The following is a 16,341-nucleotide window of genomic DNA, read 5'->3' as shown; positions in this document are numbered from 1 at the left end:
CACGGCGTGTCGGTTATTCGTGGGCGGCAACGCCTTTGAGGTAGGGCGCGGGCGCGGCACCGAGGTTATTCAGCATGCGTTCGCTGTACCAATCGACAAAGTTCACCACGCCGAACTCATAGGTCTTGGAGTACGGGCCTGGCTGGTACGCGGTGGAGTTGATCCCGCGCTGGTTCTCTTCGGCCAGGCGACGGTCCTGGTCGTTGGTGGCGTCCCACACTTGGCGCATGCGCTCCACGTCGTAGTCCACGCCTTCCACCGCGTCCTTGTGCACGATCCACTTGGTGGTGACCATGGTTTCCTGGGCACTGATCGGCCACACGGTGAACACGATGATGTGATCGCCCATGCAGTGGTTCCACGAGTGGGGCAGGTGCAGGATGCGCATCGAGCCCAGGTCGGGGTTCTTGATCCGGCCCATCAGTTTTGCGCAGCCCTGCTTGCCGTCCAGGGTCATCGACACGGTGCCCTTGAGCAGTGGCATGCGCACGATACGGTTGCGCAGGCCAAAACTGGCGTGGGCATAAGGAATCTTCTCGGCATCCCAGGCGGCGGCGGAAGCAGCCACGTGGTCCTTGAACGCCTGGTCGGCGCGCGGGTCGGTGACGTCGTCCCATTCCAGCAAGGTTTTCAGCAGTTCCGGGTGCGACGCGTTGCAGTGGTAGCACTCGCGGTTGTTTTCCAGCACCAGCTTCCAGTTGGCTTTTTCAAACAAGGTGGTCTGGATCGCCACCTTGGTGTTCTCCATGTCGTACGGTTCCATGTAATGGTTCAGGGTCGACAGGAAGTCATCGATGGCCGGTGGGTTTTCGGCCAGGCTGATGAAAATGTAGCCGCCGGCGGTCTTCACGTTCACCGGTTTGAGGCCGTACTGCTTCATGTCGAAGTCAGCGCCCATCTCGGTGCCGGCGAATAACAAGCGACCGTCCAGCTCGTAGGTCCACTGGTGGTAGTGGCAAACGAGCTTGGCGACCTTGCCCTTTTCGCTGGTGCACAAGCGCGAGCCACGGTGGCGGCACACGTTGTGGAAGGCGTGCACCACACCGTCGGCGCCACGGATCACGATGATCGGGTTCTTGCCCACTTGCAGGGTCAGGTAGTTGCCCTTGGTGGGGATTTCGCAGGTCATGCCGGCGATCAACCACTCTTTCTGGAAGATCTCCTGCATGTCGATATCGAACAGCCGCTCATCAGAGTAAAACGGCTGTGGCAGCGAAAAGGTGCGCTCGCGCTCTTGCAGCATCTGCGCGGTGGCCTTGCGTGCGGGTTCCAGCGGATCGCCCAAGCTTAAGGTTGCGGTGACGTCCATCGTGTATGTCCTCATGGCCATTCTGTGTGGCCGGCGAATAGTGGCTACGGTTGGTGCTGTGCAAGGCGTAAAGAAAGTGTCTTTCGTTGGGAGCGAGTGTGGGCCCGGCGTTGCGTCGAACCTTATCCATGGGCGACATGGCCCAATCTGATCCCGACGCGCAACCCCCTGTCGTTGGGGGCTGGTCGCGGTAAGTATGTGAATGTCGCAGATAGGTAAATGGCGGATTCTCGCGTTACGCAGAATCGCCACCATAAGGCCGAGCCTCGGCGGTGGAGAACAGTATGTCCAACAGCTTCCTGAATCCGGTAACCACCCAGACCTGGGCCAATGGTCGGCACATCGTCCGTTGCGTTAAAGTCATCCAGGAAACCTGGGACGTGCGCACCTTCTGCTTTATGGCCGATCAACCGATCCTGTTCTTTTTCAAGCCCGGGCAGTTCGTCACCCTGGAGCTGGAAATCGAAGGCCAGCCGATCATGCGCTCCTACACCATTTCCAGTTCGCCCTCGGTGCCCTACAGCTTTTCGGTGACCATCAAGCGCGTACCGGGCGGCAAGGTTTCCAACTGGCTGCACGACACGCTGCATGAAGGCCAGGAGCTGGCGGTGCACGGGCCGGTGGGGCTGTTCAACGCGATCGACTACACCAATCCGAAAGTGTTGTACCTGAGCGGCGGCGTCGGTATCACCCCGGTGATGTCCATGGCGCGCTGGTTTTACGACACCAACGCCAATGTCGACATGGTCTTCGTGCACAGCGCCCGCTCGCCGAAAGACATCATCTACCACCGCGAACTGGAACACATGGCGTCGCGGATCGATAACTTCAGCCTGCACCTGATCTGTGAGAAGCACGGGCTTGGAGAACCCTGGGCCGGGTACCGCGGCTATCTGAACCACAAGATGCTCGAACTGATGGTGCCGGACTTCCTCGAGCGCGAAGTGTTCTGTTGCGGCCCTACGCCGTATATGAGCGCGGTAAAACGCCTGCTGGAAGCCGCCGGTTTCGACATGACGCGCTATCACGAAGAATCCTTCGGCGCGACGCCGCCGGAAGCGCGGGCCGACGCGGTGGAGCAGGCCGAACAAGCCGCTGATGCCCCTGAAGTCGACCTGGCGGACCTGCATCAGGTGGAATTCATTGCGTCCGGCAAGAGCATCCGCGTGGCGCCGGGCGAAACCGTGCATGCGGCGGCGGCCAAGCTTGGCCTGTTGATCCCGAAAGCGTGCGGCATGGGTATCTGCGGCACATGCAAGGTGATGAAGCTGGGCGGCGAGGTGGAGATGGAGCACAACGGCGGGATTACCGAAGAGGACGAAGCCGAGGGTTACATCCTGTCATGCTGCAGTGTGCCGAAGGGCGATGTGCGCATCGAGTTCTGACCCGAGCGCTGGTGACGCGGAGCGTCCAGGGGAGGCGTTCCCACGCAGAGCGTGGGAACGATCTGGGGGTTACTGGGCGTAGATGTGGATGACGAAGTGTTGGCCTGAGGCTGTCATTTCATAGACTTTGTCATAGATCCTGAGCGTTCTGGATGGCTCGCGGATGGTATCGCCGACTTTTGCGTGCTTCCTGAACTCGTCCCAGTCGATGACGGTGGTGCTGTCGGTGCCGTTGCTTTGCAGGGTATTGATGTTGTTTTGATATTCCATGATTAAGCTCTCCATTGGATAGGTATTTCCGGCCGATCATTCGGCAGGCAATAGGCCCGGAAGGTGGCAGGTAGCGCTGCGTTTCCTTCCGGGTTCCAAGAGGCTAGACAACGAAATCATAGTGCGCTGCTGTCAGAAATATCAAAAAACAGACTCGGCAATCGGCCAGTACGGGCTGGGCTGATTTCTACTTCAAGCGTTCATCACTTCCCTGATATCGGCCGCCAATTCTCTTACACGCTCTTCCTCGGTATCCCACGCACACATGAAGCGTGCGCCGCCTTTGCCGATAAAGGTGTAGAAACGCCAGCCCTTGGCGGTCAGCGCGGCGATGGCCGGTTCCGAGAGTTGCAGGAACACGCCGTTGGCTTGCACCGGGAACATCAGCTCAACGCCGGGAATATCCGCCACCAGGCTGCTGAGCAGTTGCGCGCAGTGGTTGGCGTGGCGCGCATGCTTGAGCCAGGCGTCGTTTTCCAGCAGGCCCACCCACGGTGCCGACAAAAAGCGCATCTTCGACGCCAGTTGGCCGGCCTGTTTGCAGCGGTAGTCGAAGTCTTCGGCCAGCTTGTGGTTGAAGAACAGGATGGCTTCACCCACCGCCATGCCGTTCTTGGTGCCGCCAAAGCACAGCACGTCTACACCGGCCTTCCAGGTCAGGTCGGCCGGCGAGCAGCCGAGGAAGGCGCAGGCGTTGGAGAAGCGTGCGCCGTCCATGTGCAGGTTCAGGCCCAGTTCCTTGCAGGTAGCGCTGATGGCGCGGATTTCCTCCGGGGTGTAGACGCTGCCGACCTCGGTGGCCTGGGTCAGCGTGACGACGCGCGGTTTCGGGTAGTGGATGTCCTGGCGCTTGAGGGCGATTTCGCGGATCGATTCCGGGGTCAGCTTGCCGTTTTCGGTACGCGCGGTGAGCAACTTGGAGCCGTTGGAGAAAAACTCCGGCGCGCCGCATTCGTCGGTCTCGACGTGAGCGGTTTCCGAGCAAATCACGCTATGGTAGCTCTGGCACAGCGAAGACAGCGCCAGGGAGTTGGCGGCGGTACCGTTGAAGGCGAAGAACACTTCGCAGTCGGTTTCGAACAGATTGCGGAAACCGTCGGCGGCGCGGTGGGTCCACTCATCATCACCGTAAGCGCGTTGATGGCCCTGGTTGGCTTGTTCCATGGCGGCCCAGGCTTCCGGGCAGATGCCGGAATAGTTGTCGCTGGCGAATTGTTGGCTCTTGTCGGTCATGGCCCATTCCTGTGGTCGATGTTGGTGCGCACTTTAACCAAGATTGGGAGGGGGGCGCACGCACTGTAAATGCAAAGTCGTTGGGGAATTATGCACGGTACTGAAACGGTTCCTGTCGGACGTATCCGCGATGGCGCTTTGGATCTGCTCAAGTGGCTGGCGCTGCTGAGCATGGTGCTGGACCACCTGCGCTATGTGGGGTTGAGCCTGGATGGGCTGTACGTGCCGGGGCGCCTGGCGTTCCCGTGGTTTTGCCTGGCGATCGCGGCGAACCTGCATCGCGCGCGCAATGCGCCGATGAGCGGCCAGTGGCGCTACCTTGGCTGGCTGCTGTTGTTCAGTGTGATCAGCGAAGTCCCCTATCGGCTGTTCATCGAGGATGCCGATACATTGAATGTGCTGCCGACCCTGGCACTGGGCGTGCTGGTTGCCAGGGGATGGCAGCACAAAGCCCTTGTTGATCGAGGATTGGCGCTGCTGGCGCTCGCAATAGGCGCTGTCTTTTCCACACAACTGATGTTCGGTTTTTTTGGTGTATTGCTGCCACTGGCGATGCTGCTGGTATTCAGTCGGCCATGGTATTTCAGCGTGTTACCGGGTTTGGTCTGTGTGGCTGCCAATCAATGGCAGATTTTGCTCAACAGCGGTACGCCAGTGGCGCTCATGGGGTTGACCGCGTGTCTGATCGCGCCATGGCTCGGCCTGGTGCTGTTGCGACACGCCAAAAGCGCTGCGCCACCGGCCATGCGCCGTTGGGCATATGCGCTTTATCCCCTGCATTTCCTACTGCTGCTACTCCTTCGCAAGATCATCGCCTGACCCCATGTGGGAGGGGGCTTGCCCCCGATGGCGGTAGGTCAGCACTGCATCTGCAAGCTGATCTACCGCTATCGGGGGCAAGCCCCCTCCCACATTTGTTTCGTGTCGCTCATCTAATGTCGTAAACGCACCTTTGCGTGGCGTGCGCAGGCATTTGACCTGCACGCGCCAGCCCTACCATCGCATCAAAGGGCCCTGCACGGGCCTCAACAATACGAAAGGCTGGGAGAGACGCGATGTTCAGCAAACAAGACCAGATCCAGGGATATGACGACGCACTGCTGGCGGCGATGAATGCCGAGGAGCAGCGTCAGGAAGATCATATCGAGCTGATCGCGTCGGAGAACTACACCAGCAAGCGCGTGATGGAAGCTCAAGGCAGCGGCCTCACCAACAAATACGCCGAAGGCTACCCGGGCAAGCGCTACTACGGTGGCTGCGAGCATGTGGACAAGGTCGAGGCCCTGGCCATCGAGCGCGCCAAGCAGCTGTTCGGCGCCGATTACGCCAACGTGCAGCCGCACTCCGGCTCGTCCGCCAACAGTGCGGTGTACCTGGCGCTGATCAATGCCGGCGACACCATTCTCGGCATGAGCCTGGCCCACGGCGGTCACCTGACCCACGGCGCCAAAGTGTCGTCCTCGGGCAAGCTGTACAACGCGGTTCAGTACGGCATCAACACCGACACCGGCCTGATCGACTACGACGAAGTCGAGCGCCTGGCCGTGGAGCATCAGCCGAAAATGCTCGTGGCCGGTTTCTCTGCCTACTCCAAGACCCTGGATTTCCCACGCTTCCGTGCGATCGCCGACAAGGTGGGCGCACTGCTGTTCGTCGACATGGCCCACGTCGCCGGCCTGGTGGCCGCCGGTCTGTACCCGAACCCGCTGCCCTACGCGGACGTGGTCACCACCACCACCCACAAGACCCTGCGCGGTCCACGCGGTGGCCTGATCCTGGCCAAGGCCAACGAAGCCATCGAAAAGAAACTCAACGCGGCTGTCTTCCCCGGCGCCCAGGGCGGCCCGCTGATGCATGTGATCGCCGGCAAGGCGGTGTGCTTCAAGGAAGCAGCAGAGCCAGGCTTCAAGGCGTATCAGCAACAAGTGATCGACAACGCCCAGGCCATGGCCGAAGTGTTCATCAAGCGCGGCTACGATGTGGTCTCCGGTGGTACCGACAACCACTTGTTCCTGGTCAGCCTGATCCGTCAGGGCCTCACCGGCAAAGACGCGGACGCGGCCCTCGGCCGCGCCCACATCACCGTCAACAAGAACGCCGTGCCGAATGACCCGCAGTCGCCGTTCGTGACCTCGGGCCTGCGCATCGGCACCCCGGCGGTGACCACCCGTGGCTTCAAAGTGCCGCAGTGCATCGAACTGGCCGGCTGGATCTGCGACATCCTCGACAACCTCGGCGACGCCGACGTCGAGGCCAACGTGGCCAAGCACGTGTCTGCCCTGTGCGCTGATTTCCCGGTTTATCGCTGAGCGCGGTTTTGGAGTAATGACTATGCAACGCTACTCAGGCTTCGGCCTCTTCAAGCACTCCCTCAGCCATCACGAAAACTGGCAGAAGATGTGGCGCACGCCGACCCCGAAAAAGGTCTACGACGTGGTGATCGTCGGCGGCGGCGGGCATGGTCTGGCGACCGCTTACTACCTGGCCAAAGAGCACGGCATCACCAACGTGGCCGTGGTCGAGAAAGGCTGGCTGGGCGGTGGCAACACGGCGCGCAACACCACCATCGTGCGTTCCAACTACCTGTGGGATGAGTCGGCGCACCTGTATGAACATGCGATGAAACTCTGGGAAGGTTTGTCCCAGGACCTGAACTACAACGTGATGTTCTCCCAGCGTGGTGTCTACAACCTGTGCCACACCCTGCAGGACATCCGCGATTCCGAGCGTCGCGTCAGCGCCAACCGCCTCAACGGCGTGGATGGCGAACTGCTCAACGCCAAGCAGGTTGCCGACGAGATTCCTTACCTCGACTGCTCCAAGAACCCCCGTTACCCGGTCCTCGGCGCCACCGTGCAACGTCGCGGCGGCGTGGCCCGCCACGATGCCGTGGCCTGGGGTTTTGCCCGCGCCGCTGACGCTCTCGGTGTGGACTTGATCCAGCAGACCGAGGTGATCGGCTTTCGCAAGGAAAACGGCGTGTGCATCGGCGTGGAAACCAACAAGGGCTTTATCGGCGCCAAGCGCGTCGGTGTGGTCACGGCGGGTAACTCCGGGCACATGGCGTCACTCGCCGGGTTCCGTTTGCCGATCGAATCCCACCCGCTGCAAGCGTTGGTGTCGGAGCCGATCAAGCCGATTATCGACAGCGTGATCATGTCCAACGCCGTGCACGGCTACATCAGCCAGTCCGACAAGGGCGACCTGGTGATCGGCGCCGGCATCGACGGCTACAACGGCTACGGCCAGCGTGGCTCGTACCCGGTGATCGAACACACCATCCAGGCCATCGTCGAGATGTTCCCGGTATTGTCCCGGGTGCGCATGAACCGCCAGTGGGGCGGCATCGTCGACACCACGCCGGACGCCTGCCCGATCATCTCCAAGACCCCGGTGCCGAACATGTTCTTCAACTGCGGGTGGGGTACCGGTGGCTTCAAGGCTACGCCGGGCTCAGGCAACGTGTTTGCCGCGAGCCTGGCCAAGGGTGAAATGCACCCGTTGGCCGCGCCATTCTCCATCGACCGTTTCCACAACGGTGCGCTGATCGACGAACACGGCGCTGCGGCCGTCGCCCACTAACAGGAGAAATTTCCTATGTTGCATATCTTCTGTCCTCACTGTGGCGAACTGCGCTCCGAAGAGGAATTCCACGCGTCCGGCCAAGCGCACATCCCGCGCCCGCTGGACCCGAATGCCTGCACCGATGCGCAGTGGGGCGACTACATGTTCTTTCGCGACAACCCCCGTGGCCTGCACCACGAACTGTGGATTCACGCCGCCGGTTGCCGCCAGTACTTCAACGCAACGCGCGACACCCTGACTTACGAAATTCTTGAAACCTACAAGATCGGCGAGAAGCCGCAATTCACCGCCAAGGCCGCTGGAGAGAAGGTATGAGCCAGATCAATCGCCTGTCCAACGGTGGCCGCATCGACCGTAACAAAGTCCTGACCTTTACCTTCAACGGGCAGAGCTACAAGGGCTTTGAAGGCGACACCCTGGCCGCTGCACTGCTGGCCAACGGCGTCGACATCATCGGCCGCAGCTTCAAGTACTCGCGCCCTCGCGGCATCTTCGCCGCCGGCGCCGAAGAGCCGAACGCGGTGCTGCAGATCGGCGCCACCGAAGCCACCCAGATTCCCAACGTGCGCGCCACGCAACAAGCGCTGTACCAAGGCTTGGTTGCCACCAGCACCAACGGCTGGCCGAGCGTTAACAACGACATGATGGGCATCCTCGGCAAGGTCGGCGGCAAGCTGATGCCGCCGGGTTTCTACTACAAAACCTTTATGTACCCGCAGTCGTTCTGGATGACCTACGAGAAGTACATCCGCAAGGCGGCTGGCCTAGGCCGTTCGCCGACCGAGAACGATCCGGACACCTACGACAACTTCAACCGTCACTGCGATGTGCTGGTGGTCGGTGCCGGCCCGGCCGGCCTCGCCGCTGCACTGGCGGCTGCGCGCAGCGGCGCGCGGGTGATCCTTGCCGATGAACAGGAAGAGTTCGGTGGTTCGCTGCTGGATTCGCGCGAAAGCCTCGACGGCAAGCCGGCGACCGAATGGGTTGCCAGCGTGATTGCCGAGTTGAAAGCCCTGCCGGACGTGGTGCTGCTGCCCCGCGCCACCGTCAACGGCTACCATGACCATAACTTCCTGACCATTCACGAGCGCCTCACCGACCACCTTGGCGACCGCGCGCCGATCGGCGTGGTGCGCCAGCGTATCCACCGCGTGCGCGCCAAGCGCGTGGTGCTGGCCACGGGTGCGTGCGAGCGCCCCCTGGTGTACGGCAACAACGACGTGCCGGGCAACATGTTGGCGGGTGCAGTCTCGACTTACGTGCGCCGCTACGGCGTGGCACCGGGCAAAAAGCTGGTGCTGTCGACCAACAACGACCACGCCTACCGCGTTGCACTGGACTGGCTCGATGCGGGCCTGCAAGTGGTCGCGGTGGCCGATGTACGCCACAACCCACGCGGCGCGCTGGTTGAAGAAGCCCGCGCCAAGGGCATTCGTATCCTCACCGGCAGCGCTGTAGTCGAAGCGCGTGGCACCAAGCGCGTGAGCGCTGCCCGAGTGGCTGCGATCGATGTGAAAGCACACAAAGTCACCAGCCCTGGCGAGTGGCTGGACTGCGACCTGGTGGCCAGCTCCGGCGGCTACAGCCCGGTGGTCCACTTGGCCTCGCACCTGGGCGGCAAGCCGACCTGGCGTGAAGACATCCTCGGTTTCGTGCCGGGCGAAGCGCCGCAGAAACGCGTGTGCGTCGGCGGTATCAACGGCGTCTACGGTCTGGGCGATTCCCTCGCTGATGGGTTCGAGGGCGGCGTGCGTGCGGCCAGCGAAGCCGGGTTCGCCCCGGTTGAAGGCGTGTTGCCGAAAGCCCTGAGCCGTCTGGAAGAGCCGACCCTGGCGCTGTTCCAGGTGCCTCACGAAAAAGTTACCGCACGGGCACCGAAGCAATTCGTCGACCTGCAGAACGACGTGACCGCCGCCGCCATCGAACTGGCTACCCGCGAAGGTTTCGAATCGGTCGAGCACGTCAAGCGCTACACCGCGCTGGGCTTCGGTACCGACCAGGGCAAGCTGGGTAACGTCAACGGTCTGGCCATTGCCGCGCGCTCGCTGAACGTGACCATCCCGCAGATGGGCACCACCATGTTCCGTCCCAACTACACACCCGTGACATTCGGTGCGATAGCGGGTCGTCACTGTGGGCACATCTTCGAACCGGTGCGCTACACCGCGCTGCAAGCCTGGCACGTGAAGAACGGCGCCGAATTTGAAGACGTCGGCCAGTGGAAACGCCCGTGGTATTTCCCGCGCAACGGCGAAGACCTGCACGCTGCGGTCAAACGCGAATGCCTGGCCGTGCGCGACAGCGTCGGCCTGCTGGATGCGTCCACCCTCGGCAAGATCGATATCCAGGGCCCGGATGCCCGTGAGTTCCTCAACCGTATCTACAGCAACGCCTGGACCAAGCTCGACGTGGGCAAGGCGCGCTACGGCCTGATGTGCAAGGAAGATGGCATGGTCTTCGACGACGGCGTCACCGCCTGTCTGGCCGACAACCACTTCCTGATGACCACTACCACCGGCGGTGCCGCGCGTGTTCTGCAGTGGCTGGAAATCTACCAACAGACCGAATGGCCGGACCTCAAGGTGTACTTCACCTCGGTCACTGACCATTGGGCGACCATGACCCTGTCTGGCCCCAACAGCCGCAAACTGCTGAGCGAAGTCACCGACATCGACCTGGACAAGGACGGCTTCCCGTTCATGACCTGGAAAGAAGGCCTGGTGGGCGGCGTACCGGCGCGGGTGTTCCGTATCTCGTTTACCGGCGAGCTGTCGTATGAAGTCAACGTGCAGGCCGACTACGCCATGGGCGTGCTGGAACAGATCGTCGAGGCCGGCAAAAAGTACAACCTGACGCCGTACGGCACCGAAACCATGCACGTACTGCGCGCCGAGAAGGGCTTCATCATCGTCGGCCAGGACACCGACGGCTCGATGACCCCGGACGACCTGAACATGGGCTGGTGCGTAGGCCGTACCAAACCGTTTTCGTGGATCGGCTGGCGCGGGATGAACCGTGAAGACTGCGTGCGTGAAGAGCGCAAGCAACTGGTCGGGCTCAAGCCGATTGATCCGAACGTGTGGCTGCCGGAAGGCGCACAGTTGGTGTTCGATCCGAAGCAGACGATCCCGATGAAGATGGTCGGCCACGTGACCTCGAGCTATGCGCACAACTCTCTGGGTTATTCGTTTGCCATGGGCGTGGTGAAGGGCGGCTTGAAGCGCATCGGCGAACGGGTGTTTTCGCCCCAGGCCGATGGCAGCGTGATCGAGGCGGAGATTGTGTCTTCGGTGTTCTTTGATCCGAAAGGTGAGCGGCAGAACATCTGATAGACCGCGTCGCCTGCATCGGGGGCAAGCCCCCTCCCACAGGGGAATGCATTCCAAATGTGGGAGGGGGCTTGCCCCCGATGAGGCCAGAACAGTCACCACAGAATTCAGAACAGGTGCTTTATGACAGCAGCCAACGTATACCAACAACGCCCCACCACCGGTGCCAAGGCCGAGTCGTCGCTGCATCATGCCGACCTCGCCAGCCTGGTCGGCAAGGGCCGCAAGAATGCCGGCGTGACCGTGCGTGAAAAGAAACTTCTGGGCCACCTGACCCTCCGCGGCGACGGCCACGATGCCGCATTCGCCAGCGGCGTGCACAAGGCCCTGGGCATCGAACTGCCTGGCGCTCTGCAGGTCATCGTCAACGGTGAAACCAGCCTGCAATGGCTCGGCCCGGACGAGTGGCTGCTGATCGTGCCAGGCGGCGAAGAGTTCGCTGCCGAACAAAACCTGCGCGCGGCGTTGGGCGACCTGCATATCCAGATCGTCAACGTCAGCGGCGGCCAGCAAATTCTTGAACTCAGCGGTCCGAACGTGCGCGATGTGCTGATGAAGTCCACCAGCTACGACGTGCACCCCAACAACTTCCCGGTGGGCAAGGCGGTGGGCACGGTGTTCGCCAAGTCGCAACTGGTGATCCGTCATACCGCAGAAGACACCTGGGAACTGCTGATCCGTCGCAGCTTCTCGGACTACTGGTGGTTGTGGTTGCAGGACGCCTGCGCCGAGTTTGGCCTGAGCGTTCAAGCCTGAGGAATAGCCCATGAGCCGCGCACCCGATACATGGATTTTAACCGCCGACTGCCCCAGCGTGCTCGGCACGGTGGACGCGGTCACCCGCTACCTGTTCGAGCAGGGCTGCTACGTCACCGAGCACCACTCGTTCGATGACCGCCTCTCGGGCCGGTTTTTCATCCGTGTGGAATTCCGCCAGCCGGACGGTTTTGACGAGCAAGCCTTTCGCGACGGCCTGGCCACGCGCGGCCAAGCCTTTGGCATGATCTTCGAGCTGACGGCGCCCAACTACCGGCCTAAAGTGGTGATCATGGTCTCCAAGGCCGATCACTGCCTCAATGACCTGCTGTACCGCCAGCGCATCGGCCAGTTGTCGATGGACGTGGTCGCGGTGGTGTCCAACCACCCCGATCTGAAACCCTTGGCCGACTGGCACCAGATTCCCTACTTCCATTTCCCGCTGGACCCCAACGACAAGCCGTCCCAGGAGCGCCAGGTGTGGCAAGTGGTGGAAGACACCGGCGCCGAGTTGGTGATTCTTGCGCGCTACATGCAGGTGCTGTCGCCGGAACTGTGCCGCAAGCTGGACGGCAAGGCGATCAACATCCACCACTCGTTGCTGCCGGGCTTCAAAGGCGCCAAGCCCTATCACCAGGCGTACAACAAGGGCGTGAAACTGGTCGGCGCCACGGCGCATTACATCAACAACGATCTGGATGAAGGCCCGATCATCGCCCAGGGTGTGGAGGTGGTGGATCACAGCCACTATCCCGAGGATTTGATTGCCAAGGGGCGCGATATCGAAGGGCTCACGTTGGCGCGGGCGGTGGGGTATCACATCGAGCGGCGGGTGTTTTTGAACGCCAATAGAACTGTGGTGCTTTGACTGACGCCATCGGGAGCAAGCCCCCTCCCACATTTTTAAATTGTGAATACCAGCAAATGTGGGAGGGGGCTTGCCCCCGATGAGGCCCTCAAAAACAACGCAAAAACAGCATCTGTAACCCGAGCACTTAAACGCGCTGCCCACCTAACAGGGCAACGCAGTTCCATAAAAACAACAGCGAGGTGAAAGCATGTCTGGCAATCGTGGTGTCGTGTATCTCGGCAACGGCAAGGTCGAAGTACAGAAAATCGACTATCCCAAAATGCAGGACCCCCGTGGCAGGAAGATCGAGCACGGCGTCATCCTGCGCGTGGTCTCTACCAACATCTGCGGCTCCGACCAACACATGGTGCGCGGCCGCACCACCGCCCAGACCGGCCTGGTGCTGGGGCATGAAATCACCGGCGAAGTGATCGAGAAGGGCAGCGACGTCGAGAACCTGAAGATCGGCGACCTGGTGTCGGTGCCCTTCAACGTAGCGTGCGGTCGTTGCCGCTCCTGCAAGGAAATGCACACCGGCGTGTGCTTGAGTGTCAACCCGGCGCGCCCGGGCGGTGCTTACGGCTATGTCGACATGGGCGACTGGACCGGTGGCCAGGCTGAATACGCGCTGGTGCCTTACGCCGACTTCAACCTGTTGAAACTGCCGGACCGCGACAAGGCGATGGAGAAAATCCGCGACCTGACGTGCCTCTCCGACATCCTGCCGACTGGCTATCACGGCGCGGTCACGGCAGGCGTTGGCCCAGGCAGCACGGTCTACATCGCCGGTGCCGGCCCGGTCGGCCTCGCCGCTGCCGCATCAGCACGCCTATTGGGCGCTGCGGTCGTGATCATCGGCGACGTCAACCCGATCCGCCTGGCCCACGCCAAGGCCCAGGGCTTTGAAATCGCCGACCTGTCCACTGACACGCCGTTGCACGAACAGATTGCCGCGCTGCTCGGCGAGCCGGAAGTGGACTGCGCCGTCGATGCCGTAGGCTTTGAAGCACGCGGCCACGGCCACGACGGCGTCAAGGCCGAAGCCCCGGCCACCGTACTCAACTCACTGATGGGCGTAGTGCGCGTGGCGGGCAAGATCGGCATCCCTGGCCTGTACGTCACCGAAGACCCAGGCGCTGTCGATGCCGCCGCAAAAATGGGCAGCCTGAGCATTCGTTTTGGTCTGGGTTGGGCCAAATCCCACAGCTTCCACACCGGGCAAACGCCGGTGATGAAGTACAACCGCCAGCTGATGCAGGCGATCATGTGGGACCGTATCAACATCGCTGAAATCGTCGGCGTGCAGGTGATCAGCCTGGATGACGCGCCACGTGGCTATGGCGAGTTCGATGCGGGTGTGCCGAAGAAGTTTGTGATTGATCCGCATAAAATGTTCAGCGCGGCGTAAAGCCTTGGGCAAATGTCCCAGCCACTGAAAATCAAATGTGGGAGGGGGCTTGCTCCCGATGGCGGTGGTTCAGTCAGTGCCTCTGTGACTGACCTGCCGCTATCGGGGCATGCCCCCTCCCACAAGGGATTCAGGGTGTTTAGCGTGCGGCCAGCGCACCCTGGTAGACGGTCGGGCCGGTTGGCTGCTTGCTCAGCGAGCCACCCTTGGTCTCCGAACTCACCATCAACTCCACCGGTTTGCTGATGCTTTCCTGCTGACGCGGGTTCAGGCCGATGATGCCTTTGCCATCTTCCGGCAAAAGTCCCAGAGACACAGGCGTGCCGTCTTTGGGGATGGCCCACAGCTCCAGGCTCTGGTCGGGCGCAGGCGCCGTGGCGGCAATCGGCTGTACTTCCAGATAATCCTTGTGCGCCATGATTTGCGCGGCCGGCTGCTGGGTCGTCGTCACCAACGTCGCCGCGGATTTGATGCTGTCCTGGGTGTAGAGCGCGCCGCCGATGCCGGCAGCCACTACGGCGCAGGCGCCGATGAACAGACGCGGGCGGCTCCAGAAGGCAGGCTTGTGCTCAATCACTTGGGGTTGGATCGCAGTCATAAGTCTCTTCCTGACAAATTTTGTAGTCAGTTCCTAGACCCGCTTATCCCCGATGGGTTCCGGAACAACCGACGGGATACCCAGTCCAACGCCTGCTTTTGCACCTATTTCCTGAGGTTGTCTTGATGAAGATTTCACGCGGTTTTGCCCTTTCCTGCCTGTTGACCGTGGCCGCCAGCCCGGTGTTTGCCGCAGGCTTCAGCCTTGGCGATGCGGCCAACGCCATCTCCGGGATGCAAGGTGGCAACAACAAAGCCGCTGCCGCTGCTCCAACTTCAGAGACGGCCGACCTGCTGACAGCCCTGACCTCTCAACTCAATATCACCCCGGAGCAAGCCGTCGGCGGCACGGGCGCGATGCTGGGCCTGGCGAAGAACAAGCTGAGCAGCAATGACTTTTCGCAGCTGGGCGATAGCGTGCCGGGCCTCGATAAACTGTCGGGTAACAACGCCCTGGGCAGCCTGGGTGCCTTGAGCGGGATGCTCGGCCAGGCCGGCGGCAGCAAGACCAGCGGCCTGGACGGCCTGCTGGGCAACGTGAAAAACACTAATGATTTGAACACCGCGTTCAGCGCCCTGGGCATGGACAGCGGCATGATCGGTCAGTTTGCCCCGGTGATCCTGCAATACCTGGGCGGGCAGGGCGCCGATAGCTCGGTGCTGGGCAAGCTGGCCCAGGCTTGGGGCACCGGCAGCTAAGACTGCTGCGCGCGCAGCTGCTCGATGCGCGCGTCTTTCTCCCGCCAGAGCTGGTTGACCCAGTTCTGGACGGTCAGGCGAAACGCCGGATCGTTCTCGTAGTCCCCCTGCCACAACGCCGCGTCCAATTCACGGGTGCGGATATCCACGATCACCTTCGGCACCGCGCCGCTGATCAAATCCCAGAACCCTGGAATCTTTGGCTGTGGGTACACCACGGTCACGTCGAGGACGGCATCCAACTGCTCGCCCAGCGCCGCCAACACGAAGGCCACGCCGCCGGCCTTCGGTTTGAGCAGTCGGTTAAACGGCGAGTCCTGCTGCTTGCGTTTAGCCTCGCTGAACCGCGTGCCTTCCAGGTAGTTGACCACCGTCACCGGCTGGCGCTTGAACAGCTCGCAGGCCTCTTTGGTGATCTTCAGGTCCTGTCCGGCCAGCTCCGGGTGCTTGGCCAGGTACGCTTTGGTGTAGCGCTTCATGAACGGATAATCCAGCGCCCACCAGGCCAGGCCAAGGAAGGGCACCCAGATCAGCTCTTTTTTCAGGAAGAATTTGAAGAACGGTGTGCGTCGGTTCAACGCCTGGATCAGCGCTGGAATATCCACCCAGGACTGGTGGTTGCTGATGACCAGGTAAGAGGTGTCGCCCCGCAGGTCCTCACCGCCGCGAATATCCCACTGGGTGGGAATGCACACCGCGAAAATCAGCTTGTCGATCTCGGCCCAGGTCTCGGCGATCCACATCACCGCCCATGACGCATAGTCACGCGAGCGGCCCGGTGCCACCAGCTTGAGCAGGGCAAACACCAGCAAGGGGCCGATCAAAATCAGCGTGTTGAGTAACAGCAGCAGTGTGACCAAACAGCCGGTGAGCAGGCGGCGCATAAGCAACTCTTGAAATTCTGTGGGCGGGCAATGATA

General features: G+C 61.6%; 15 protein-coding genes. 10 read left to right on the top strand and 5 right to left on the bottom strand.

Going from position 1 to position 16,341, the window contains the following annotated elements:
• Positions 1 to 13 precede the first annotated feature (13 nt).
• Positions 14 to 1,309 (bottom strand): glycine-betaine demethylase subunit GbcA, encoded by a 1,296-nt coding sequence (gene gbcA / locus C4J93_RS24730; RefSeq protein ID WP_124368614.1) that lies wholly within the window; start codon positions 1,307 to 1,309, stop codon positions 14 to 16.
• A gap of 284 nt (positions 1,310 to 1,593) precedes the next feature.
• Here gbcA and gbcB point away from each other — a divergent pair, with 284 nt between their 5' ends.
• Complete coding sequence (gbcB, locus tag C4J93_RS24725; protein ID WP_124364713.1) at positions 1,594 to 2,694, top strand: glycine-betaine demethylase subunit GbcB; 1,101 nt, start codon at positions 1,594 to 1,596, stop codon at positions 2,692 to 2,694.
• A 69-nt stretch (positions 2,695 to 2,763) separates the two neighbouring features.
• Here gbcB and C4J93_RS24720 read toward each other — a convergent pair whose 3' ends face one another.
• Positions 2,764 to 2,964 (bottom strand): hypothetical protein, encoded by a 201-nt coding sequence (locus tag C4J93_RS24720; protein ID WP_124368612.1) that lies wholly within the window; start codon positions 2,962 to 2,964, stop codon positions 2,764 to 2,766.
• 192 nt (positions 2,965 to 3,156) lie between these two features.
• A complete protein-coding gene (locus tag C4J93_RS24715; RefSeq protein WP_057723604.1) occupies positions 3,157 to 4,197 on the bottom strand; it encodes a low specificity L-threonine aldolase in 1,041 nt (346 codons plus the stop codon).
• Positions 4,198 to 4,287: 90 nt separating this feature from the next.
• Here C4J93_RS24715 and C4J93_RS24710 point away from each other — a divergent pair, with 90 nt between their 5' ends.
• From C4J93_RS24710 to fdhA, 8 genes are all read left to right on the top strand, one after another.
• Positions 4,288 to 5,016: a TraX family protein gene (locus C4J93_RS24710; RefSeq protein ID WP_124430661.1), complete on the top strand. Its 729-nt coding sequence runs from the start codon at positions 4,288 to 4,290 to the stop codon at positions 5,014 to 5,016.
• A gap of 236 nt (positions 5,017 to 5,252) precedes the next feature.
• Positions 5,253 to 6,506 carry a serine hydroxymethyltransferase gene (gene glyA, locus C4J93_RS24705; RefSeq protein ID WP_124372094.1) on the top strand — a complete coding sequence of 418 codons (1,254 nt, stop codon included), beginning with the start codon at positions 5,253 to 5,255 and terminating at the stop codon, positions 6,504 to 6,506.
• A gap of 22 nt (positions 6,507 to 6,528) precedes the next feature.
• Positions 6,529 to 7,779 (top strand): sarcosine oxidase subunit beta, encoded by a 1,251-nt coding sequence (locus tag C4J93_RS24700; RefSeq protein WP_124430660.1) that lies wholly within the window; start codon positions 6,529 to 6,531, stop codon positions 7,777 to 7,779.
• A gap of 15 nt (positions 7,780 to 7,794) precedes the next feature.
• Complete coding sequence (locus tag C4J93_RS24695; protein WP_124372093.1) at positions 7,795 to 8,097, top strand: sarcosine oxidase subunit delta; 303 nt, start codon at positions 7,795 to 7,797, stop codon at positions 8,095 to 8,097.
• The gene (locus tag C4J93_RS24690; RefSeq protein WP_124368609.1) at positions 8,094 to 11,111 is read left to right on the top strand and encodes a sarcosine oxidase subunit alpha; all 3,018 of its coding nucleotides are present in this window, start codon (positions 8,094 to 8,096) and stop codon (positions 11,109 to 11,111) included. Before C4J93_RS24695 ends, C4J93_RS24690 begins: the two co-directional genes overlap by 4 nt.
• 123 nt (positions 11,112 to 11,234) lie before the next feature.
• Complete coding sequence (locus tag C4J93_RS24685) at positions 11,235 to 11,867, top strand: sarcosine oxidase subunit gamma (RefSeq protein ID WP_124364705.1); 633 nt, start codon at positions 11,235 to 11,237, stop codon at positions 11,865 to 11,867.
• 10 nt (positions 11,868 to 11,877) lie between these two features.
• Positions 11,878 to 12,735, top strand: a complete 858-nt coding sequence (gene purU / locus C4J93_RS24680; RefSeq protein ID WP_124430659.1) for a formyltetrahydrofolate deformylase — start codon at positions 11,878 to 11,880, stop codon at positions 12,733 to 12,735.
• Positions 12,736 to 12,925: 190 nt separating this feature from the next.
• Positions 12,926 to 14,125: a formaldehyde dehydrogenase, glutathione-independent gene (gene fdhA / locus C4J93_RS24675; RefSeq protein WP_057723611.1), complete on the top strand. Its 1,200-nt coding sequence runs from the start codon at positions 12,926 to 12,928 to the stop codon at positions 14,123 to 14,125.
• Between the two features lie 139 nt (positions 14,126 to 14,264).
• Here fdhA and C4J93_RS24670 read toward each other — a convergent pair whose 3' ends face one another.
• Positions 14,265 to 14,723 carry an anti-sigma factor domain-containing protein gene (locus C4J93_RS24670; RefSeq protein WP_124368607.1) on the bottom strand — a complete coding sequence of 153 codons (459 nt, stop codon included), beginning with the start codon at positions 14,721 to 14,723 and terminating at the stop codon, positions 14,265 to 14,267.
• 125 nt (positions 14,724 to 14,848) lie between these two features.
• On the opposite strand from C4J93_RS24670, the gene C4J93_RS24665 reads away from it, so the two are divergent.
• Positions 14,849 to 15,421, top strand: a complete 573-nt coding sequence (locus tag C4J93_RS24665) for a DUF2780 domain-containing protein (protein WP_124364702.1) — start codon at positions 14,849 to 14,851, stop codon at positions 15,419 to 15,421.
• Here C4J93_RS24665 and C4J93_RS24660 read toward each other — a convergent pair.
• The gene (locus C4J93_RS24660) at positions 15,418 to 16,305 is read right to left on the bottom strand and encodes an acyltransferase (protein ID WP_124430658.1); all 888 of its coding nucleotides are present in this window, start codon (positions 16,303 to 16,305) and stop codon (positions 15,418 to 15,420) included. The two genes, C4J93_RS24665 and C4J93_RS24660, sit on opposite strands and share 4 nt — an antisense overlap.
• Between the last annotated feature and the right edge of the window lie 36 nt (positions 16,306 to 16,341).

The organism is Pseudomonas sp. R2-37-08W (assembly GCF_003851705.1).
In the GTDB taxonomy this organism is placed as follows: Bacteria; Pseudomonadota; Gammaproteobacteria; order Pseudomonadales; family Pseudomonadaceae; genus Aquipseudomonas.
The sequence above is the reverse complement of the archived record's forward strand: the minus strand, read 5'-3'. Positions and strand labels throughout refer to the sequence as shown.